This is a genomic window from Desulforhopalus sp. IMCC35007 (genome assembly GCF_005116575.1).
Taxonomy (GTDB): domain Bacteria; phylum Desulfobacterota; class Desulfobulbia; order Desulfobulbales; family Desulfocapsaceae; genus Desulforhopalus_A.
The window spans coordinates 1-21,212 of record NZ_SWCN01000012.1; the positions used below are offsets into that span (position 1 = coordinate 1).

Below are 21,212 nucleotides of genomic sequence, written 5' to 3' on the forward strand. Positions count from 1 at the left end.
AACCACAAAGGTCCAGACTGTCATGGGCAGCTATAGATGGTCCACCGAATCGGTGGCCAGAGACAGGCTGCTCTTGAAGTACTTGGGAGTGAATACTAAATAGTGTGCGCTTTACCCGATTTTCAGGGTAACCAAATGAAATTTCCAGGCAGCCTAAGACCAAGTGACTGGGGCATCCACAAGGCGTGAAGCCGAAGGGGTAAAGGCACCTACCTTTGAGGGGCGAGGGGAAAAAGTTGATAGGGAAGAATCAGCAAAGATTGTGGCAGTGTCTGTTCCGACAACGGACTTGGTAGAGGCTCCATCCACCGCCTGCTTGCGGAGACACATTTGGCCAGAAGATATCAAACAGGGTAACCCTGTTCGTTCAAAAAATCGGAATCATTACAACGCTTATAAAAGCATTCTGAGGCGGCCTCCAGCTCAAAAGATTTTATCAATAAACTGAAGACTTCACCTAACACTCTGGCCGATGATGATTATTAATATTCACTCGGCTCTGATAGCCGGAAAGGACACGTTCAGACCCTGGATGTGAAGAGGTAAATCGTTGTTACCTTTTACAATACACGTGAAGACATGCGCATAACCGAGCAATGGGGACACCCATACACTTTTACCGAGGTTTTTTCAACCAATGAGGATTTTTTATGGCCTGGCTTGTAGTACTTGACCCAATTGACGGATTGAAACCAAAAACAGACACCTCACTTGCCGTTATCAATGAAGCAAGAAGACAGGGCATAGAGGTAGATACGGCAACGATTGAAGACCTGTTTTTTGAGCTTCAGGCTGCTGTAATGGCCACAGACGGCAATAATGTCAGACAGAAGAAGGTACTCGGTGATTATCAGCTCATATTTATGCGTAAAGAGCCACCCTACGACCTGGCATTTCATTACGCCACTCACCTGCTGTCACTCTCCGGCACCCTGGTGGTCAACAGCGCCTCAGCCCTTCGTGATTACAACGAGAAGCTTATCGCCCTTCCCTTTGGAAAATATATGCCACCAACCATGGTCAGCTCAGATCCTGCGCTGATCAAGGACTTTATCGAACGCCATGGCCTCTGCGTCATCAAATCCCTTGATAGTTTTCAGGGTAAATCAGTCCAAAAGATCGAAAAAGACGATGATGAAGCCATGGGCGCCTTCACAGACCATGGAAGCAAACCTGCAATGGTCCAGCAATTTCAGGAGCGGGTCTACGACGGTGACAAAAGAGTGCTCATGCTTGGTGATAGATTTATTGGAGCTGCCATGCGCAAGCCCAAAAGCGGCTACCATGCAAACTTTGCCAGCAGCGAGGCACTGCTCACGGTTCTCACGCCAAAAGAGCAGGCGGCCATTGACGAAATCGGCCCCTGGCTGCTCAACCAGGGGATACATTTCACCGGACTTGATTTTATTGGCGAACAATTGACCGAAATCAACATCACCTGCCCCACTGGCATTATCCAGATCGGTGAACTTGAGGGCCGGGATCTCGCCAGAGAAATTGTTGATTATTTCAAACAGCTTTGTCAGTAAAGAGAAAACTATGGACGCCCTAAGTATCAGCGATCTACATAAAGTGTACAACAGTGGCTTCATTGCCCTTAAAGGTGTGACCTTCGATGTCAAAGAAGGTGATTTTTTTGGCCTGCTCGGGCCAAACGGCGCCGGCAAGACCACCACCATCGGCATCCTGACCTCCCTTGTGACGAAAACCAAGGGCACCGTGACAATCTTTGGTATCGACATCGATAAGGATTTCCCTGCTGCCAAGCGGCTCATTGGCGTTGTCCCCCAGGAATACAATTTTTCTATTTTTGAAAAGGTCATCGATATCGTCACCCAACAGGCGGGCTACTATGGGATGGAAAAAGACCATGCCTATGCTAATGCAGAAAAATATCTCAAAAAACTCGGTCTCTGGGAAAAACGGCACAGCCCTGCCCGGGAACTCTCGGGAGGCATGAAACGAAGGCTCATGATTGCAAGGGGACTGATACATGAACCTCGTCTGCTTATCCTTGATGAACCAACCGCCGGAGTCGACGTGGAACTCAGACGCGGCATGTGGGACTTTCTCACCGAGCTCAATGAAAAGGGGACAACCATTATCCTCACGACCCACTATCTCGAGGAGGCTGAACAGCTGTGTAAACAGATTGCCATCATCAACCATGGCCAGATTATTGTAAATACCAGTAAAAAAGCATTGCTCCGCAAACTGAACAAAGAAACCTTTATTTTTGAAACCAAGGAGCCGGTAATAGAACTTCCACCTCTCGGTGAAAGTCACTTTCGTATCCAGGAGGAGACCACCGTAGAGATAACCATCGACAAACACCTCTCTCTCAACGCTATTTTTGCCCATCTCAATAGGCACAATATTACAGTGGAAAGTATGCGGAATAAGTCAAACAGACTGGAAGAACTCTTCATGGAGCTGGTGGAACAATGAGAGAAAACCTGATTTCCCTGCAATCAATCGCCAGAAAGGAGATGATACGAATTTTTCGTATCTGGATACAGACCCTCGTACCGCCTGTTATCACGATCACCCTCTATTTTATTATTTTCGGCAGCTTTATCGGCTCGCAGCTCGGAGACATGAACGGATTCAGTTATATGGCATATATTGCGCCGGGCCTGATTATGATGGCAATTATAACAAACTCCTACTCCAACACCGTTTCTTCTTTTTTCAGTGCAAAATTCCAGCGAAATGTAGAGGAACTTCTCGTCAGCCCAACACCAAACTGGGTTATTATACTTGGCTATGTCGCAGGAGGAATGACCCGGGGGCTCAGCGTCGGTCTTCTGGTATCAATCGTCAGCCTTTTTTTCGTCAGACTTCCTGTACACAATTTTTTATGGGCAGGACTCTTCGCCCTCCTCACCAGTTTCGTTTTCTCACTTGCGGGGATGATAAACGGTATATTTGCCAAAAAGTTTGACGATATTTCCATAATCCCCACTTTCATCATAACACCTCTGACCTATCTTGGTGGAGTGTTCTATTCCATATCACTGCTGCCTGACTTCTGGCAGACACTGTCAAAGGCCAACCCTATTGTCTATATGATCAACGGATTCCGTTATGGCTTTCTTGGCAGCTCCGATATCAATGTTTACAGTGGTCTTGGAATGCTTCTCCTGTTTTCTGTAGTTCTTTTTTCCGTCAACCTTTATCTCTTTAAAAAAGGCATTGGCATACGGACGTAACCCACACTCATTTAAAATAAAAACTTTGGTGAATTCATGATTCAACTCTACGTAAGGGCGGGATGCCCATATTGTAAGAAGGTGGAAACAGCAGCAGCAGAAATGGGTCTTGTTGAAGGCTCGGACTTTGAACTCGTTGATGCCGCTCCAAATACTCCCGGCCGAGAAGTGGTTCTGAAAACCGGTGGTAAAGGTATGGTTCCCTTTCTCATCGACGGAGAAATCTCCATGTATGAGAGCGCCGATATTATCGACTACCTCAAAGCCAAAAAGTAAATCCCTTTTCTGACACGAAATGAGAGTACTCAAGACTCCATTTCGTGTCACACCATTGTTTCTGCTGAAAGGTTCAGCGCCCCGCCAATTCATGTTTTTTCAATCAAAACTAACAAATAATCTTGTAATATTTGACGAACATGCAGCATCCGTCATATATTTAGTCAAGGGAGTACAGGGAAAAGAACGCTATCAGTTGTCATGAGACTGCTTGTCAATAAGGCCTCAAACCATTAAACCCACAATGCGCACAGAAAAGACCATCCATAAAACTATTGGCCAGATTCTTGGCCAAAGTTGCGCAACATTCCTCTTTCTTGTATGTATCTTTCTCACCTTAACACCCCGTACCCTGCAAGCCAGTTCAACCCCAACCGCTATAACTGTTGGGGTATACAGCAATGAGCCTACGCTTTTTATCGATAATAATGGCAATCCCGCCGGTATTTTCATCGACATCCTGGAAAGCATAGCAGAAAAAGAAGGCTGGCAGCTCGAGTACACAGTTGGTCATTTCGACAAGTTGTTTAACGACGTCGTACAGGGCAAAATTGATCTTCTTCCTGCTGTTGCCTATTCTGAGAAAAGGGAGGAAATCATTGATTACAATTATGCAAACGTTATTGCCAACTGGGCCGGGCTCTACACTGCAAAAAGTACCCAGATAAGTTCGTTTCTTGAGCTGAAAAATAAAATAATTGGAGTAAAGGCGGGAGACATTCATTTTTTTGCTCTGCAAAAAATGATGAAAAACTTCAACATAGAGTGCCGATATCTTGAAACAGATGAATACACAACGGTCTTTGAAATGCTCCAGGCAGGCGTTATCGATGTCGCAGTGGTCAACAGGCTTTTTGGAGAAAAAAATAAACTTCAATTTGCCGCTGAAGAAACATCTGTTCTTTTTAATCCAATAGAGATGCGCTTTGCCGTCCCAAAAGGCCAGCACCAGCAACTCACTCACACCATCGATACGTACCTCAGCCGCTTCAAAGCAGATGAGACTTCGATATATTACAAAACCATTAACAAATGGTTGATGGTGGAGACCAAGTATCAAAAACCATTCTGGCTTCGTCCTGTACTCTACGCCACCCTTGGTATCACTTTCTTTCTCTGCATTACCCTCATACTCTTTCGCCTTCAGGTCCGGAATCGTACGGCAGAACTCCAGGAGATAAATAAAAACCTGGTATCTCAGATAAAAGAGAGAAAAAAAGCAGAAGAAACCCTGCAAAAATACGCCAGGGTCATTGAAGCCTCAAATGATGCCATAGCCCTCATCGATCGTAACAATATCCATGTCTTTACCAATAAGGTGTATCGGTCAATCGCCGTCACTCCTACAGCTTCAATTACAGGAACCTCCATCATCGATTATCTTGGTGAAGATTTTTATAATCTGGAATTAAAGGATGCGGTCGCCTCCTGCCTGCAGGGTGAAACTGTGCAAATCCAGACTCGGCCGAGGCTCGGCCATAACAATGAATTTTACTGGAACATCACCATCAGCCCCTACTATTCCACGGCAAGAGAACTTGAAGGGTATGTCATTGATATCCATGACGTAACCGAACAGGTGGAGTTACAGAACCGCTTGAAAAATTCCCAAAAGATGGAAGCGATCGGCATGCTTGCAGGTGGGGTTGCCCACGACCTCAACAACATTCTTTCAGGACTCGTCAGTTATCCTGACATGCTGCTCATTAACAAAAGTCCGGATGACCCGATGACAACCCCACTGCTGACCATCAAAAAATCAGGAGAGCGCGCAGCGACAATTGTCCAGGATCTCCTCACCCTTGCAAGACGCGGCGTTGGCACTCAGGTCATTACCAACATCAACACCATCATTAGAGAATTTCTTACCAGCCCGGAGCACCGATCCATCACCAAATCTGTATCCGGAATAGAATACAATGTTAACCTTGAAAACGGGCTGCCCAACATCAAGGGTTCCGCCGTACATCTCTCAAAGATTTTGATGAATTTTTTCACCAATGGAGTGGAGGCAATGCCCGAAGGTGGTCGCCTGTCTATTTCCACCAAAAAAGTTACCCTCACCGAAGAGTACACCGGTTATGAAGCCATCCCGCCTGGGAGTTTTTCCACACTGACCATAACGGATACAGGTATCGGTATGTCCACTGGCGAAATCAACCGGGTTTTTGAGCCGTTTTACACCAGCAAAATCATGGGCCGGAGCGGTACCGGCCTTGGTATGGCCGTTGTCTGGGGAACAGTGAAAGACCATAACGGATACATTGATATCAAAAGCAAACCCGGCCAGGGCACAACTTTTATGGTCTATTTTCCCACAACCGATGAACTGCTCGTCGAACAGGACAAATGCACCTTAAAAGACTATTTAGGCAATAATGAAAACATCCTGGTGGTTGATGACCTCGAGGAACAACGGATACTCACCAAGGGTATTTTGACCAACCTTAACTACAAGGTGGATGTTGCAGGCTCCGGCCTTGAGGCCATTGAAAAATGCCAGAAACAGACCTATGAGCTGCTGGTTCTCGATATGATTATGCCGGGGGAGTATGACGGTCTCTCCACCTTTGAAGCGATAAAATCTTCCAACCCACGGCAAAAGGCCATCATCGTCAGCGGTTTTTCTGAAACCTCCAGGGTGAAGAAGGCACAGGCACTCGGCGCCGGAACCTATATAAAAAAGCCCTATAGCGTCGAATCGCTTGCCACTACAATATATCGGGAGTTGAACGGCTCATCCTGATATCCCATGAATAAGGGATCATCCAGACTGTTTCTGTCCCTCCAGCCAGCCTAGAAACGAGGCTTCATCTATTTTATGGTCTGCCAGTAAGCCTTTACTGTAATACGGATCAAAGGATATCTTCCGGTCCCTCAGCTTTTGTTGAAACCAGGCTTTCTCAGCGATCAGCCCCTCAACATCATCCGTCAAAGGAAGAGAGGAAATGCTCGTTTTTACAAGAGATGCATAGGGAGTGTAGATAATCCTTTTACCACTCTCCACAAGACGACAGCTGAAATCTGCCATTGCAAAAAGGTGTGGAAATTCTTGTGCCAGAAAGCCTCCCAAATCCAGATACTCCTCCCTCCTGAACATGGCCAGCTGCCAATTGCCATAGCTCACATCCTGCAGGCAATGCAGCCCCGCCATGTGCCGGGTAGAGGACTGGAGAAAATCATGGAAGTACAAAGCGTCCTCATTGCTGAGTTGAGGATAGAGATACGATGGCCCATCGCTCCCATCAAAATTCACCCTGCCGCAGACCATGGCAACGTCTTCCAGGAGAAAAGGACTCGTCAGCCCCTCGAGCCAGTCATGGCTCATCGCTTGAGCTGTACCATCTATTAGAACCACAAACTCACTTTCAAGCTGGCCAATTACCCGGTTGAGAGCAGACGCAATCCCCTCTGCCGGCGGACAACTGACAACGCGTACCTGGACGTCGGCTATGGCCACCCGTTGGTTCAGCTTTTCACTAGCTGCCCTCTTTGTTGAAACCAGGATATATTCCGGATACGCGGCGCCACTCCCTTCTATAAGAGTCGAAACTAAATTCTGGTGACATTCCCCCGCATCTGCGCCCCAGATGATTACCGAAACGCTTGGCTCTACCTTACGACAGGCACGAAGTTGATAAAAAAAATTGAGCTCTGTATGCAGGGCGCCAAGTGGGATCTGCCTGCGCACCATTGCAGCCTCTAAAGCCTTCCTGCCTGCTTCATTGGCGTAGTTTTTTTGTCCATGATTGATACTCGTTGAAGTCTCAGAGGCACGCCAGTGATAGAGTATTTCCGGGATATGAACCACCCGCTCACACTGCTCGGTCAATTTGAGCAGCAGGTCGTAGTCCTGAGCACCATCATAGAGTGCATCCAAACCACCCACCTTTTCAAAAAGGCTTTTTTTCACCGTGACAAAATGGGTGATATAATTGTGAGAAAAGAGCAGCGCCTGATTAAAGCCCGGTTTACGGAAAACTGAGAGAACCGTACCATCGTTTCCAATAAGATCTTCATCACTGTAAAGCAGGTCAGCACCGCTGGCATTGAGCTCCTCCACCACCTTCAACAGACAGTCAACGGTGAGTTCATCATCGTTATCGAGAAAGCCAACATAGCTGCCGGTGGCAAGAGTTGCGGCACTATTGGTTGCCCCTGCTATCCCATTATTTTCTGAGAGAAAGGTAACCTTTATCCGCGTATCTTTTTCAGACCACTCTTGCAGAAGCACCCGCACCTCGGGCCGGGGACTGCAGTCATCAGCCAGACAGAGCTCCCAATGGGGATAGGCCTGGTAAAGGACAGAGCGGATACAGTTCCTCAGGACCGCCGGATCTGGATTATACACCGGCACCAGCAGGGATATGAGCGGTTTATCTTTAAGCTCAGCCACCCGCCGGCAACAATATAGCTGGTCAAACACTCCTTTTGTTACATAGTGGCAGAGTGCCTCACCCTTGCTGATCCCTGCCCCACACTGATCGAGATAAAATTCAGGATCAAAACAGGCCGCAGGACGAGCCCCTTCTTCCTTTGCCCGGCATAAATAATGGGAGAGCGGATCAAGGACAGGTGTTTTGCCCAAGCCAGAAAGAGCGAGGCTGCCAAGATAAAATTCCGGGTCAAAAAGCGGCAGGGGACTTTTGCCAATTGAGGCTCCATGGAGCTTGTAGTGCTTGATTATTTCATTCTTGAGGCCTGCTAGAATTGGATTTGTATCAAAGTAGAATTGAAAATCAAAGTTCAGGCTGGGGCTTTTGCCCTGTTGCTGGCCCAGGCGAATATAATGACAGAGGGGATTACCATCCTCAGCTCTCCAGCCACTCCATGAACCATAGATATCCGGATCAAAGAAAGGACCCGGGCAGAAACCGTGCTTCCAGCCACTTGACAGATAATGGAGAAAAGGATTCTCTTGTAAACCTTCCGGAAAATATCGCAGAAGATAATAACTGGTGTCAAAAAGAGGGTGGGGGTCAGCCTGCTGGCTCCAGTCTCCAGCCCCACGGCTATCCTGTTGCACAGCTGTCAGAGCCGTTTTCACATAGGTCCAGAGAGGATCAAGCGTATCACCCTGGTCCCCGGTTAACCTTTCCTGCAAGCTGAGATAGTACCCTGAATCAAACACTCCAAGCAGCCTGAGCTGCCTGTACTCTTTATTGATACACACCCTCAGAAAGACCAGGACCGCTTTTTTAATATTCATGTAAATCGTTAGGGGTGTAATAATTTCAAATCAAGTGGGGCTTCCATAAGCCTCCTGGCACCGGTGTCCAGAATTTCATGGATAACCACCTCCATGACACGCCACACCTTCACACCTGAACGAATACAGCCTGTAATGGTTTCATCCTGTCTGCCGCAGGCCATATGCATATGCAAAAGCGGTGTCCCTTCCTCGTCACAGAAAAGAGTGCCCGTGCCTGTAACTTCATGGGCATTTCTCAACTGATGACTCATGGGATTCAGCGGCAAACCTCTATCCGTTTCCGGCCCCACAACCAGTTGACTTTGATCGTCTGCGCCACCAACCACAATAAGGGATGCGGCAGTAATCCCCTGCTCTGCTGCAAATTTTTCAATCACTTCATGGACAATCTCACCGTCTTCAAGTCGCAGAATAAATACCCTGCCTTGTCGTGCCTCTGAATATTTCATCCCTCTTTCTCCGTCATTGTATATCTCTCAAATAACTTCACGAATAATAGTGGCTAACCCCGATAAACGGGACTCAGTTCAGTACCCCCTCGGAGTCTGTCACTTAGCTGAGGGGTATAAGTACCTTCACGAAATTCATTCATAAAAAGAGATAAGCACAGACATCGAATGAATTTCTACGGTACTAAAATACTACACCTCGCCAAACTAATACAGCAGCAAAATTTTCTGATGGTAGCCATAACATGTTTGTTCTGGCCTCTCTGCCACAGCAACAGCAATTTCAGGCAACGCTTCCTCCAACCGGAACGCATATTCTCTGTTTCTTTATGGCTCTTCACTTCATTCAAGGTGGCCTTACGGATAATATCATGTTAGGATATTTATGTATCATGGGCTTCCCGGGTACAGAGGTATCGACATACAACGGCAATGTACAATGCCACATCCGGGTATGGGTTACTCGTGCTATTTCCACACGATGGAGGGATGCACAATGGTAAATCGCATTTCAAAAAAGGATGTCGAAGCTCTCCACCTTTTCCAAAGCCGAAACCGGCTCCTCACGGCGATCAGAGAGCAGAGTCTCCAGGACCCAGAAGATCAGGACCGATCACTGATTTATCAACACTGCTGTACCATTATCTCCGACGCTTTCGGCTGCGACTTTGTCTGGGCCGGCGATATAGACGTAAACCAGTCCAGCCTTATCTCTGTTGCTTCCACTCCAAAAGCAAGCCCCCACCACGCCAGAAAACAACAACAGCTTGGTGATATTCTCATAGAAAGATTTGGTCCACATCTCACACAATTTACTGCACCCTGCTATCTCCAGTTCGATGATGACAGTAAAATTGGTGCAGGTTTCTGGCCTCCATACTGCGCTGTCTGGCCGATTGCCTACCAGACCCGGAAGTATGGCTTTATTGCCATGCATTGCACTGAGGAGTTTAACCTTGGTGAACTCAAAGGCGAGTTTATTTCCCATGTAATGGACGACCTGGCCCTGGCCATCTACTCCCAGGACACCACCCTGAAGCTGAAGAGTGAAAGAGATTTCAATAAAGAAATTGTCGACACTATCCAGGCTCTCATGGTCACAATCCGCCCCTGCGGCACAATTCTGTCCTTCAATAACCGCGCAGAAGAGGTCACCGGCTACACGGAACAGGAAATCCTTGAAAAATATTGGGTTGATGTGATGGTCAGCCCGGAGAACCGGCTCCAGTTTCAACAGACCTTTTCAAAAATTCTCCAGGGAACCCAGGAAAATATCAACTTCATGGTGCCGCTGCTCACAAAATCCGGTTCCCAGAGGTATATCAGCTGGCACGGTTCTATCCGTCATAATATCGAGACGGGTCAAGTGGGTCTTGTCATGCTCGGTATCGATGAAACCGACAATCTTTTTGCGGGTCAGCAACTGAATATGTTTACCGCACGATGGGAAAAAATATTTATCGCCATGCAGGACCCGGCACTTCTTGTTGCAAACGACTTCACAATTCTCGAAGCAAATCCTGCAACTTTTGCCGCTGCCAAAAAACGCAGGGAAGAGGTTATCGGTAAAAACGTCTGTGACGTGCTTCATGGTGGACACGGAGATCTGGCCCAATGTCCACTCGAGCTCCTCATCGGTCATCAAAAAACCCAGATTTCCGAAACTGAACTCCATGGTCTCCATGGAACCTACATGCTTACCGTGAGCCCGCTCATTGAAGAAAACGGCGGGGTCAACGCCACTCTGCTGCTCGCCAGAAATCTTACCGAGGAGGAGGTTATTCGGGCAGAGGCTATTCGGGTTGCCCAGCTTGCCGCAATAGGGGAGCTGGCCTCCGGGGTTGCCCACGAAATCAACAATCCCATCAACGGTATCATCAACTACGCCCAGATTATCCTTGACGAACCAGACGACCCTGAAGCGCCTGACAATCTCCGCAACATCATCAGTGAAGGCAAACGAATAGCCGGTATTGTTTCCAATCTTCTCGACTTTGCACGAAGACGAAAAGAAATCCCGACCTGCTCAGATATAGCCAAAATAATTGGCAACAGCATTGAACTCATGGGCCATCTCCTCAAAAAGGATGGAATCACCTGCAGCATCGACATCGCAGACAACATCCCGCCGCTCAAGTGCAACGAACAACAATTACAACAGGTGGTACTCAATATCATCAGTAACGCCCGGTACGCAGTGAATACGCGTTTTCCAGAGCCGTGCAAAAAAAAGAAAATCGACATAAAGGCTGTACTTATCAATAAAAAAGAAGGCAAATTCATCCGTCTTACCTTTACCGATTCGGGCATAGGAATCGTACCTGAAATACGAAACAGGCTGTTTGATCCGTTTTTTTCCACCAAGCCAAAAGGCGAAGGAACCGGCCTTGGCCTGAGTATCAGTCATGGCCTCATCAGAGATCACGGTGGCTTTATCCGGGTTCAGAGCAAACCTGGAGAATGGACAAAATTCACCATAGACCTTCCCCTCATCTTCCAGTGAGCATCATGGCAAAAATAGACTCAACTCAATTCATCATTGCTGCCGAATTTATGATCTTTGCCATTGCGGCGGTCCCCATGTTCAGAAATCCTGAAGATATAGCAGACCCCGGCAGAATGATCAGTTTTCTGCTTATGCTCCTTGCCCTTTTTATCGCTGTTTTTTTTACCCTTTGGTTCTGGCAAAAAAAAGTCCATCTACGGGCTGAAGAAACAGAAAAACAGCTCATCGAGGAACGAGACAAAAATACCACCCTCGAAAACCAGTTTAAACAGTCAAACCAGGATCGTATCTATCAGTTGCAGGTTGCCAATGGTGCCCTGAATCGTGAAATTGCAGAACGTATCCAGGCAGAAGGTGAAATTCGAGCGCTGCAAAAGCGACAAACCCTTATCCTTGACTCGGCTGGAGAAGGCATCCTCGGCCTTGATAAACGGGGCAGGGTAATGTTTATGAACAAGGCCGCCTCGCTGATGCTTGGCTGGGAGCAGGAGGAACTTTCAGGACTCACCCACCATAGCAGGATCCACCACACCCTGCCGGACGGGACAGAACATAAAGAAGAGGACTGCCCTATTTATCAGGCATATAAAGACGGCAAGGTACACTACAAAACAGGGGATGTCTTCTGGTGTAAAAACGGTTCCAGCTTTCCGGTTGAATATGTCAGTACTCCCATAGAGGATCAGGGAATGCTCACGGGTGCAGTTGTTGTGTTCAGAGACCTGAATACCTACAAATAACCGTGTCTTTTAAAGGGAAAATCCATGACAAAAGAACATGAAAAAACTTCAATTCTTATTGTAGATGATGAGGAAAGCCTTCGAAACACCTTTCGTATTTTTCTCACCCGGGCCGGCTACGAAAACGTTCAGACGGTTGCAAGTTTTGACGAGGCCATTTCCGCTGCCAGCTCCGAAGATTTTGATCTGATCATCTGTGACATCGTTTTAGAAAGCCACTCCGGCATCGACCTGCTGCAACAGTTCAATGACATGGGAATCACCTGTCCCGTCGTCATCATCACCGGTTTTCCCCAGGTTGAAACGGCCTCCGACGCGGTCCGTCTCGGTGCCTTTGACTATATCCCAAAGCCGGTTGAAAAAGAGACGCTCCTGAAAACTGCGCGCCTGGCATTGCGGCAATACAGACTGGAGCAGGAGAAAAAAAAAGCGGATGCGGCACGCGATCAGTATCGCAAGGTCCTGGAAACAATTTTTAAAAGTGTGTCCGACACCATCATCTCTGTTGACAGCAGCCTCACAATTGAAGAAATCAACCACACCTCACTTCAGCTCTTTTCAAGAAGTGAAAAAAGAATTGAAGCCGGAGCAAAACTCGACGACTGCTTCTGGCAGACTGACCTCAATGTTCTCTGTTCAATTACAGCAAAGGTCATGCAGACAGGCAAGGCTCTCACCGACCTCCGCCTGGAATGCAATATCGGGGAGGAAACTAAACTTCTCAGTATCTGTGTCTCTCCTCTTGAGTATTTACAAACAGACAGGCATACCTCCACCGGGGCGGTCCTTGTTCTGCGTGACATCACCTACAAAAAGAAAGAGCAGCAGTCCCCAAGCCACCGCCTGCACAAGATGATCGGTGCGAGTCCCGCGATGCAGGAAGTCTTCACCCTTATTAAAAACATTGGCAAGGTGGATTCCTCCGTCCTGGTCACAGGGGCCAGTGGTACAGGAAAAGAACTGGTAGTCGATGCACTGCACAAAGAAAGTCTACGAAGGGATAAACCTCTGATAAAAGTGGATTGCACCGCCATTGGTGACAATCTTCTGGAAAGTGAACTCTTTGGTCATAAAAAAGGTGCCTTTACAGGGGCGACGGAGGACCGCAAGGGACGTATCTACCAGGCCAAGGGAGGGACTCTTTTTTTGGATGAAATCGGCGATATTTCCCAGATGATGCAGCTGCGCCTGCTCCGTTTTCTCCAGGAGAAGACCTACTATCCGGTTGGCTGGGATAAGGAAGTAAAGGTGGACGTCCGGGTGATCGCTGCAACCAACGCCGATTTAAAGGAAAAAGTCCGGACAGGTAGTTTCAGGGAGGATCTCTATTACAGACTGCTTATCATTGATATTGCCCTGCCTCCTCTCAAGGCACGGGACGGGGACATTCCACTTCTTGTGAATCTGTTCATTCAGCGTTTTTCTCTGCAACTGAAAAAAAGGATAACGGGGATCTCCGACCAGGCACTTGCCAGCCTCTGCAGTTATTCCTGGCCTGGAAACGTCAGGGAGCTTGAGCATATTATTGAACGTGCCTGTGTGCTCTGCCCTGAAACAACAATATCCTCGGCTCAACTGCCGGAAAACATCGTCTGTATTGAAGCGAGACCCAATACACCCCTCTCTCCCCTTACTCATTTAGTCTCTGATAAAGTATCTGCAAGAGCTGAAGAACCGCCCTCGGAACTTTTTTTTGCAAAAGATACAGACATTAAAGAAAACATTATCACAGCCCTGCAAAAATCAGGAGGAAACAAGGCAAAGGCCGCCCGAATGCTTAAAATCGACCGGTCAACCCTCTATCGAAAGATCCATGAGCTCCATATTGATCTTGAAAGTCTGTCCATCTGAGCCAGGGACAAAACTTCCGGCCTTCTTTTTATTGCCGCACAAGGTGGCTCGAGGGTTAGTTCCGACGTCCCTCATAGCTTCCTGGCTATCTGTATAGTTATCTTCTTTCACCATACCACATCTCAAGCTCTTCTATTATTGCTCAAAGGCTTTCTGAGATACAGTCCTCCATACTACAAAACTGTTGCAACAGTTGTGTGGTACAACACTTTTGCCCAGAGTTTTGGACACAGAACCAACCACCGCTCCTTTTTACAATCTCCATTCTTTATCGTTTGATATCAACTACTTTCAAACAATTAACATTGAAGAAAAATTTCATAGCTATAAAACACCACCCTGGCACTGCATATGCTATTGAATAATTAAATGAGATAGGCTGCTATGGAGGAACGACTATGGCCCCCCTTGAAAGTATAAGGTATGGGAATATTTTTGAGACGGATCAGGAGTGTATTAACTATCTGTTCAACAAGCGTTGGCCGGCTGGCTTCCACTGTCCGTTTTGTGACAGAAAACAGACCGATGTTGCGCCAGCCCACACAATCGTCTGCAGGTTCTGCAGGAAACAGAGCTCAATCACCGCCAACACCCTCATGCACGGGAGCAAGAAAAGCCTCGCCGAGTGGCTCCAGGTGGCGGCCCTTTTCTCTTGCACAGAAGGGGGCATCAGTGCCAGATCATTGCAACATATCTTTCATATTGCTACCTACCAAACTGCCTGGAACTGGTTAAAAAAACTGCGTCAGGCTGCGGCAATAGCCGAAGCGGAACCGCTTACGGGTCCGGTGTACGCCATCACTGCTCGAAGGCAAAGTGACGATGCGTTTCATAAGTATACCTCCCAAATAGCCTATCTGATTGAGGAACCAGAAGCGAAACAACAGAAAAAGAGAATCCGGCTCTCGGCACTTTCCGGGGAAAATCCGGCAGCGCTGGCTGATTTTATCAGCCAGGCAGTGCCCACGGGACAACAAGTTATCGCCCCCACATCCGTTATCGCTGAAGTCATTTCTTTACACAATAAATACACACTCAGGACCAACGATTATACAAACAGGGAGGCAGAGGCCCTCATTCATGAGTTGCATACCTGGATGCATCACCTCTACCGAGGGGCCTCATCTGCCAAATACATCCAGGACTATCTCAATGAATTTGTCTTTCGCTATAACACAAGATCCTGGTCCAATCGCCTGGAAATACTTGATCACCTTTTTACCGGTATCATGGCTGGTCTCCCGGTTGAACAAGCAGGGAATCCTGCAAGAGCCTGAGGAGCTACGAGATGAATACAAAATTTCAGGCAGGCCTCATCCTCACAGGGGTCACTTTAGTCGGCCTTCTCTTCTACAACGTCTGGTTGATTGAGACAACGCCGCCCAACCGTCCCTATTCGACCTTTATCAATCAGTTGCAGGAAGAAAGGATTCGGACCGTAGAATTAACCGGTGGAAAAATCCAGGCCGTGGATACAACCGATAACGAATTTATTACCTACGGACCTGACATCCCCGCACTTATGCCCATCTTACTGCAATCCGGAGTTATTCTGACTACCAAGGCTCCTCCCAGTAACCTGCAGACCTTTGCTCCTCTTATCCTTTGGTTTTTTATTCTCAGTATTCTCTGGGGATATCTTACCCGGAAATCTTCAGCAAAAAATGAATTTACAGGCAACAACCGATTCCCGAGCGCAAAACAGATAACGGGTAAAAAAACCTTTGAAGATGTCGCAGGAATTGATGAGGTTCGTGAAGAACTCGTCGAAATTATTGATTTCTTAAAACATCAGGAAAAATACAGCCAACTGGGAGGGCGTATACCAAGTGGTGTCTTACTGCAGGGCCCCCCTGGAACCGGCAAGACCTTGCTCGCCCGAGCTCTTGCCGGGGAGGCATCAGTGCCCTTTTTTTCGCTTGGAGGTTCTGATTTTGTCGAGATGTTTGCAGGTGTCGGGGCGTCCAGAGTTCGCGAACTTTTCCAAATGGCCAAAAAGAATGCCCCATGCATCGTCTTTATCGATGAAATTGATGCCATAGGCGGTAAAAGAAGCGGCGGCATGAACGGCTCTCACGAGGAACGAGAGCAGACTCTGAATGCCCTGCTTGTTGAAATGGATGGATTTTCAAGCCACGATAAAACCGTTATCATCGTTGGGGCCACCAATCGCCCCGACATCCTCGACCCTGCACTCCTTCGACCAGGGCGTTTTGACCGACAGCTCACGGTTTCCCTGCCAAACCTTAAGGGTCGGATCAAAATCCTCGATGTCCACACCCGTAATGTCATCACCGCAAGCGGTATGAGCCTTGCACATATTGCCCAGGGAATCCCTGGTTTCAGCGGTGCAGATATTGCCAATCTTGTCAATGAAGCGGCCCTGATTGCCGCTCGAAAAGAGAAAAAAGCGGTGGAACTTGTTGATTTTGAGGAGGCAAAAGACAAAATCATCATGGGTCTTGAACGTAAAAATGCCGCCATAAACGATAATGAACGACGAATTATAGCCTATCACGAGGCGGGTCACGCCATTGTCGCAGCCCTGCTCCCTGAAACCGATCGTCTCCATAAGATCACCATCATCCCGAGGGGGCAGGCCCTCGGACTCACCCAGCAAATTCCCTTTGAGGAGCACTACACCTACTCACTTGTCTACCTGTTGAACCGAATAAAGGTGCTTCTGGGGGGCAGAATCTCCGAAGAGATCGTCTTTAAACAGCTTTCCACCGGGGCCTCTAATGATATTGCAGGCGCCACGGCCATCGCCCGCAGAATTGTCAGCGAGTGGGGAATGAGCTCTGCAATGGGAGCAATGGTCTATCATTCCCAGACAGCCAACCAACCCGCGTCACCCTTGAGCGAAAAAACAACACGGGAAATTGATCTTGAAATCCGCCGCATTATCCGCGACTGCTACAGCCAGACCGAGGCTCTTCTCCGCCAGCACAATACACTCATCCATGAACTGGCCGAATTACTCCTGGTGAACGAGACGGTGGATGGAGAAGAGGTCGATATCGTTATACAATGTTATCTCAACAGAAACGAAAACAAGAAAAAAACAGATCATATCTGCCACAGATCAGACGCAAGCGCCGACTTGAATGCAGACGAAGGCGCAGACGCATGCAAAGAATCATTGCAGGAGGAGGAATCACAATGAACAAAAAAGGCCCACGCCAGACAATGCAATTGCTGTGTCTGCTTGGCATTATCTTTCTGACATCATCGGTTCTGGCAGAAGAGACAGGCCCCGCCGAAGTGACCATGGACCAGCTTGCAGAGCTTTACGAACCCGTGCTGTTTGACCATGCCATGCACACGGAAATCTATGACTGCAGTCGATGTCACCACAGCAGCGACCTTGATGGACAGCCCGGAGAATGCGCGCCCTGCCATAGCGGCAGGGCTTCTCGTGAAAAAAATAAATGCTCCGGATGCCACCGGCCGGACAATTATGACAATCCGAGCGAAACAAACATCAATGCCATCAACAGGTATCACATTGACACGCCGGGCTTAAAGGCAAGCTGGCACCTGCTTTGCCGCAACTGCCATCTTCAAGACAGCGGCCCCACTGGCTGCCGCGACTGTCATGAATACAGCCAGAAAGGCAAGAAACTGTTCCATGAAAAACAGTAGCTCCCCTGCAGGATAGGACAAAGGAGATTGTTATGGGTATCAATATACAAAGAAGGTCGTTATTAAAAGGCGGGGTCGCAGGCACCCTGCTGTCACTGTTTCAGCCCGCGAAAACCGCCTCAGCCCACAAGATAAAAAAATATCCCAACAGCTACGGTGTCCTTGTTGATCTGACCCGCTGCGTTGGCTGTCGAAGCTGTGAAGCCGCATGTAATTTAGAACAGGGGCTCCCGGAACCCCATAGTCCCTTTAGTGATGAGTCGGTCTTTGAAGCCGATGAACACGGCCGGGCCAGACGCACCGATGCAACAGCCTACACAGTCGTGCAGCGTTTTAATTTTCCCCAGCAGGATCACCCGCTGTTTAAAAAAGTTCAGTGTAACCACTGTCTTGAACCCGCCTGTCTCACCTCCTGCTTTGTCAACGCCTACACCAAGACACCTGAAGGAGCGGTTATCTATAATCCGGATGTCTGCGTGGGATGCAGAACCTGTATGATAGCCTGCCCATTTTATATCCCGACCTTTAACTACTCAAGTGGGCTTCATCCACGAATCAGAAAATGCATTTTCTGCTACGATACCAGGTTAAAGTTCGGTAAACCTCCGGCCTGTGTTGAGGCCTGCCCACAGGAAGCCCTCATCTTTGGCAAGCGTGAAAAACTCATTAAAATAGCCCGCAGGCGGATCGAGAAAAACGGATCACGTTACCAGGATCACATATATGGTGAGCATGAGGCTGGCGGCACCTCCTGGCTGTACCTTTCTCCCGTGCCTTTTTCCGAGGTCGGCTTTAACACCGAGCTTCCGGATGAGCCGATTCTAGATGGGGTAAAGGGGTTTCTCGCCATTGTTCCTATGGTCCTGACGATCTGGCCTGCTCTTTTTGCAGGATTTCACCTGCTGGCAACAAGAAAAGAACTGAAGCCACCTGCGACGAATGGTACCCATGAGGAGGAGACAAGATGAAAAACTATACGAGCGACCTCCCTCACCTCCCCATCTGGGGTTCTTTTAAACCCGACGGTTCAGCATGGAAACTGAAAGAACGGCTCTTTCTCGGACTCCCTTTTTCTGAGTACCTCAAAACTGTAACCGCGAGCTGGCTCAACAGAGTACTTGCAGCTATCCTTGTCGTTGGTTTCTACTTCCTCGCAGAACGGTATATCTTTGGTCTCAGCAGGATAACCCATGGTTCCAACGACTACCCATGGGGACTTTTCCTCGGCTTTGGTCTCTTTGCCATGGTACCTCTTTCGGCATCGGGGTTTCTACTTGGCACCACCGTTGTTATTTTTGGCCGAAAAGACTTCCATTCCATAGAAAGACTCGCACTTCTCAATGGGCTTCTCGGCTATTTCTTTGCTGTTGTCTACCTTGAGGTTGACCTCGGCATGCCCTGGAGGCTTGCCTACCCGATGTTTGTCTCTTTTGGCCCGGCGGCGGTTCTTTTTCTCGTGGCCTGGCATGTCGCGACCTATCTTTCTGTTCAGATCGCGGAGCTCCTGCCAGCTCTTTTTATATGGCTCGACCGTAAAAGCTGGGTGAAGTATATCACCCGAATCAGCCTCGGCCTGACAATCGCCGGAATCATCCTTTCTACCCTACATCAGGGTGCCCTGGGAGCACTCTTTACCTACGCCCCCACCAAGATTCATCCCCTCTGGCTGTCTATAGATTTTCAATGGATTCACTTTTTCTGCTCGGCCATTTTTGCTGGACTATCCATGGTCATCGTCAGTTCGACCCTCATAAATCATTTTATGCCCTGGCGCTGTGGCAAACAATTTACAGCCGACCTGGATCGGATCACCCTGGGGCTGGCCAAAGGTTCAAGCTATGCCATGTTTACCTATCTGGTCATTAAGCTTGTAGCGGTAGCCCATGACAATGAATGGGAATTGCTCCTGACCGGATGGGGAGGCTATTATCTGCTCGAAATTGCCATCGGCGTTGTCCTGCCCATGGTCATGTTTGCACGATCTATTCGTACAGGACGGGTACGGACAGCCAGGACAGCAGCCTTTATTACGGTTTTTGGCATTGTCTGGAACCGGCTTAACACGGCTATTGTCTGTTTCAACTATCAGATGTATCAGGATATACCGCACTGGAAAGAGATCTGGGTTACCCTGACCATCTATGCCATATACTTCATCACCTACCGCTTTATCGTCTACCGGCTGCCGATCGTTTTCGACTGGGAAGATACTCAAGAAAAGGCATAAAGAACCCTAAAACTGTTGTATAACCTGTATGACAGGTTATACAACAACAATGCAGCAGTGTTGCAGGCCCACCTTGTCCATCCACACATACATCTTTTTATCGATCTCCCCACTCAACTCCAATCTGGCCCACCCTACAAACGCTGCTCATTTTATTAATTAAATCCAAGATGTTACCTTAAATACAAAACACCCTCAGCCCATGCGTCCCTGTTTTTCCATTTTTTCTGAGCCTGGCATGATTAATGCTTTTATACCATTAAAGAGTAGCACCACCGCAGCACAACATCCGCAAAGGAGGCGATCATGAAAAGCTCAATAATCACTAAAGAAAAAGTCCATATTGATACCACTGATGAAATTATGATCCTGGGATTAAGGACAGGTGCTGTGATCTGTGCCCTGATCGGTGTGTGGGCCCTGTGCAGTCTGGCCGCAGCAGTTATTCAAACCGGACCTCTTGCAATGCTTCGGGGTTACCTCACCGCTATCACAGGAATTTAAGAGGTAGAAGCAGGGAAGGACACCTCCATCTATCGCGGGGCTGCTAAACACATAATCACTCCAGAAAGGGTCAGTTACTGTACCCCGGTGCACAGCCTTAGAACCCTTGAGGTTTGATAGAGTGGATATAGCAGCCACCAATCTCACGATATATGGGGAGAGTATTGCAACAATGAACAGGAAGACAGCCTGTCAAACGAATATCATACTCAGGAGGAGACCATGCAAAGCCACGACACAAACAAAGCGCTGACCTATTCAATGGTTGCTGCGGGAGGGATTTTTGGACTATGGGCTCTTGCGGCCCTGATAGGTGGACTCCACCAGGTAAACTGGCAGGTAACCGAACTGATCCGCCACTATCTGGTTGCAACTGGAATGATTCGACCACTTCACACCCTGGTCGACTTTTACTCGCATATCAAAGGAATTGAGTATCTCATCTGCGTCGCCTTTTTCGTTGCCTTTCCCATGTTCTATAAATATGTGGAAAAAACAGACACACGCACCAGAACAACAGTACAAAGCAAACATTAGTATGAGATTCGCATCTCTTCTCCCAGGTCGCATTCACAGAGTAAACTGAAAAG

The 21,212-nt window shown here is 48.0% G+C and carries 17 protein-coding genes; 15 read left to right on the forward strand and 2 right to left on the reverse strand.

What is annotated here, in order from left to right; genetic code table 11:
- Positions 1–650: 650 nt before the first annotated feature.
- The 5 genes from FCL48_RS13405 to FCL48_RS13425 all read left to right on the forward strand — a co-directional run bounded on the left by FCL48_RS13405 (position 651) and on the right by FCL48_RS13425 (position 6,234).
- Positions 651–1,529 (forward strand): hypothetical protein, encoded by an 879-nt coding sequence (locus FCL48_RS13405; protein WP_136872799.1) that lies wholly within the window; start codon positions 651–653, stop codon positions 1,527–1,529.
- A 10-nt stretch (positions 1,530–1,539) separates the two neighbouring features.
- Entirely contained in the window at positions 1,540–2,448 is a 909-nt protein-coding gene (locus tag FCL48_RS13410) for an ABC transporter ATP-binding protein (RefSeq protein WP_136872800.1), read from the forward strand.
- Positions 2,445–3,212 carry an ABC transporter permease gene (locus FCL48_RS13415; protein WP_136872801.1) on the forward strand — a complete coding sequence of 256 codons (768 nt, stop codon included), beginning with the start codon at positions 2,445–2,447 and terminating at the stop codon, positions 3,210–3,212. Before FCL48_RS13410 ends, FCL48_RS13415 begins: the two co-directional genes overlap by 4 nt.
- 36 nt (positions 3,213–3,248) lie before the next feature.
- Entirely contained in the window at positions 3,249–3,488 is a 240-nt protein-coding gene (locus tag FCL48_RS13420; protein WP_136872802.1) for a glutathione S-transferase N-terminal domain-containing protein, read from the forward strand.
- A 211-nt stretch (positions 3,489–3,699) separates the two neighbouring features.
- The gene (locus FCL48_RS13425) at positions 3,700–6,234 is read left to right on the forward strand and encodes a response regulator (RefSeq protein WP_136872803.1); all 2,535 of its coding nucleotides are present in this window, start codon (positions 3,700–3,702) and stop codon (positions 6,232–6,234) included.
- An 18-nt stretch (positions 6,235–6,252) separates the two neighbouring features.
- Here the strand turns inward: FCL48_RS13425 and FCL48_RS13430 are convergent, their stop codons facing one another.
- A complete protein-coding gene (locus tag FCL48_RS13430; RefSeq protein WP_136872804.1) occupies positions 6,253–8,697 on the reverse strand; it encodes a glycosyltransferase in 2,445 nt (814 codons plus the stop codon).
- Between the two features lie 8 nt (positions 8,698–8,705).
- Entirely contained in the window at positions 8,706–9,149 is a 444-nt protein-coding gene (locus tag FCL48_RS13435) for a PPC domain-containing DNA-binding protein (RefSeq protein ID WP_136872805.1), read from the reverse strand.
- Positions 9,150–9,645: 496 nt separating this feature from the next.
- Here FCL48_RS13435 and FCL48_RS13440 point away from each other — a divergent pair, with 496 nt between their 5' ends.
- The 10 genes from FCL48_RS13440 (at position 9,646) to FCL48_RS13485 (ending at position 21,159) form a co-directional block, all read left to right on the forward strand.
- Complete coding sequence (locus tag FCL48_RS13440; RefSeq protein WP_169309214.1) at positions 9,646–11,652, forward strand: PAS domain-containing sensor histidine kinase; 2,007 nt, start codon at positions 9,646–9,648, stop codon at positions 11,650–11,652.
- A 5-nt stretch (positions 11,653–11,657) separates the two neighbouring features.
- Complete coding sequence (locus FCL48_RS13445) at positions 11,658–12,395, forward strand: PAS domain-containing protein (RefSeq protein ID WP_169309215.1); 738 nt, start codon at positions 11,658–11,660, stop codon at positions 12,393–12,395.
- 24 nt (positions 12,396–12,419) lie between these two features.
- Positions 12,420–14,246, forward strand: a complete 1,827-nt coding sequence (locus FCL48_RS13450) for a sigma-54 dependent transcriptional regulator (protein WP_136872808.1) — start codon at positions 12,420–12,422, stop codon at positions 14,244–14,246.
- A 398-nt stretch (positions 14,247–14,644) separates the two neighbouring features.
- Positions 14,645–15,523, forward strand: coding sequence for a transposase (locus FCL48_RS13455; RefSeq protein WP_136872809.1), 879 nt, complete (start codon positions 14,645–14,647; stop codon positions 15,521–15,523).
- Between the two features lie 11 nt (positions 15,524–15,534).
- Complete coding sequence (ftsH, locus tag FCL48_RS13460; RefSeq protein ID WP_136872810.1) at positions 15,535–17,412, forward strand: ATP-dependent zinc metalloprotease FtsH; 1,878 nt, start codon at positions 15,535–15,537, stop codon at positions 17,410–17,412.
- Positions 17,409–17,891 (forward strand): cytochrome c3 family protein, encoded by a 483-nt coding sequence (locus FCL48_RS13465; RefSeq protein WP_169309216.1) that lies wholly within the window; start codon positions 17,409–17,411, stop codon positions 17,889–17,891. The genes ftsH and FCL48_RS13465 overlap by 4 nt, the downstream gene beginning before the upstream one ends.
- Positions 17,892–17,923: 32 nt before the next feature.
- Entirely contained in the window at positions 17,924–18,859 is a 936-nt protein-coding gene (locus tag FCL48_RS13470; protein WP_205747716.1) for a 4Fe-4S dicluster domain-containing protein, read from the forward strand.
- Positions 18,856–20,118 carry a polysulfide reductase gene (locus FCL48_RS13475; RefSeq protein WP_136872812.1) on the forward strand — a complete coding sequence of 421 codons (1,263 nt, stop codon included), beginning with the start codon at positions 18,856–18,858 and terminating at the stop codon, positions 20,116–20,118. The genes FCL48_RS13470 and FCL48_RS13475 overlap by 4 nt, the downstream gene beginning before the upstream one ends.
- Positions 20,119–20,424: 306 nt before the next feature.
- Positions 20,425–20,622: a hypothetical protein gene (locus tag FCL48_RS13480; protein WP_136872813.1), complete on the forward strand. Its 198-nt coding sequence runs from the start codon at positions 20,425–20,427 to the stop codon at positions 20,620–20,622.
- Between the two features lie 222 nt (positions 20,623–20,844).
- Positions 20,845–21,159 carry a hypothetical protein gene (locus FCL48_RS13485; protein WP_136872814.1) on the forward strand — a complete coding sequence of 105 codons (315 nt, stop codon included), beginning with the start codon at positions 20,845–20,847 and terminating at the stop codon, positions 21,157–21,159.
- The last annotated feature ends 53 nt before the right edge of the window (positions 21,160–21,212 follow it).

Coding starts and splice junctions, on each gene's coding strand:
- FCL48_RS13405 (WP_136872799.1), top strand. CDS start 651: ATGGCCTGGCTTGTAGTACTTGACCCAATTGACGGATTGAAACCAAAA.
- FCL48_RS13410 (WP_136872800.1), top strand. CDS start 1,540: ATGGACGCCCTAAGTATCAGCGATCTACATAAAGTGTACAACAGTGGC.
- FCL48_RS13415 (WP_136872801.1), top strand. CDS start 2,445: ATGAGAGAAAACCTGATTTCCCTGCAATCAATCGCCAGAAAGGAGATG.
- FCL48_RS13420 (WP_136872802.1), top strand. CDS start 3,249: ATGATTCAACTCTACGTAAGGGCGGGATGCCCATATTGTAAGAAGGTG.
- FCL48_RS13430 (WP_136872804.1), bottom strand. CDS start 8,697: ATGAATATTAAAAAAGCGGTCCTGGTCTTTCTGAGGGTGTGTATCAAT.
- FCL48_RS13435 (WP_136872805.1), bottom strand. CDS start 9,149: ATGAAATATTCAGAGGCACGACAAGGCAGGGTATTTATTCTGCGACTT.
- FCL48_RS13440 (WP_169309214.1), top strand. CDS start 9,646: ATGGTAAATCGCATTTCAAAAAAGGATGTCGAAGCTCTCCACCTTTTC.
- FCL48_RS13445 (WP_169309215.1), top strand. CDS start 11,658: ATGGCAAAAATAGACTCAACTCAATTCATCATTGCTGCCGAATTTATG.
- FCL48_RS13450 (WP_136872808.1), top strand. CDS start 12,420: ATGACAAAAGAACATGAAAAAACTTCAATTCTTATTGTAGATGATGAG.
- FCL48_RS13455 (WP_136872809.1), top strand. CDS start 14,645: ATGGCCCCCCTTGAAAGTATAAGGTATGGGAATATTTTTGAGACGGAT.
- ftsH (WP_136872810.1), top strand. CDS start 15,535: ATGAATACAAAATTTCAGGCAGGCCTCATCCTCACAGGGGTCACTTTA.
- FCL48_RS13465 (WP_169309216.1), top strand. CDS start 17,409: ATGAACAAAAAAGGCCCACGCCAGACAATGCAATTGCTGTGTCTGCTT.
- FCL48_RS13470 (WP_205747716.1), top strand. CDS start 17,924: ATGGGTATCAATATACAAAGAAGGTCGTTATTAAAAGGCGGGGTCGCA.
- FCL48_RS13475 (WP_136872812.1), top strand. CDS start 18,856: ATGAAAAACTATACGAGCGACCTCCCTCACCTCCCCATCTGGGGTTCT.
- FCL48_RS13480 (WP_136872813.1), top strand. CDS start 20,425: ATGAAAAGCTCAATAATCACTAAAGAAAAAGTCCATATTGATACCACT.
- FCL48_RS13485 (WP_136872814.1), top strand. CDS start 20,845: ATGCAAAGCCACGACACAAACAAAGCGCTGACCTATTCAATGGTTGCT.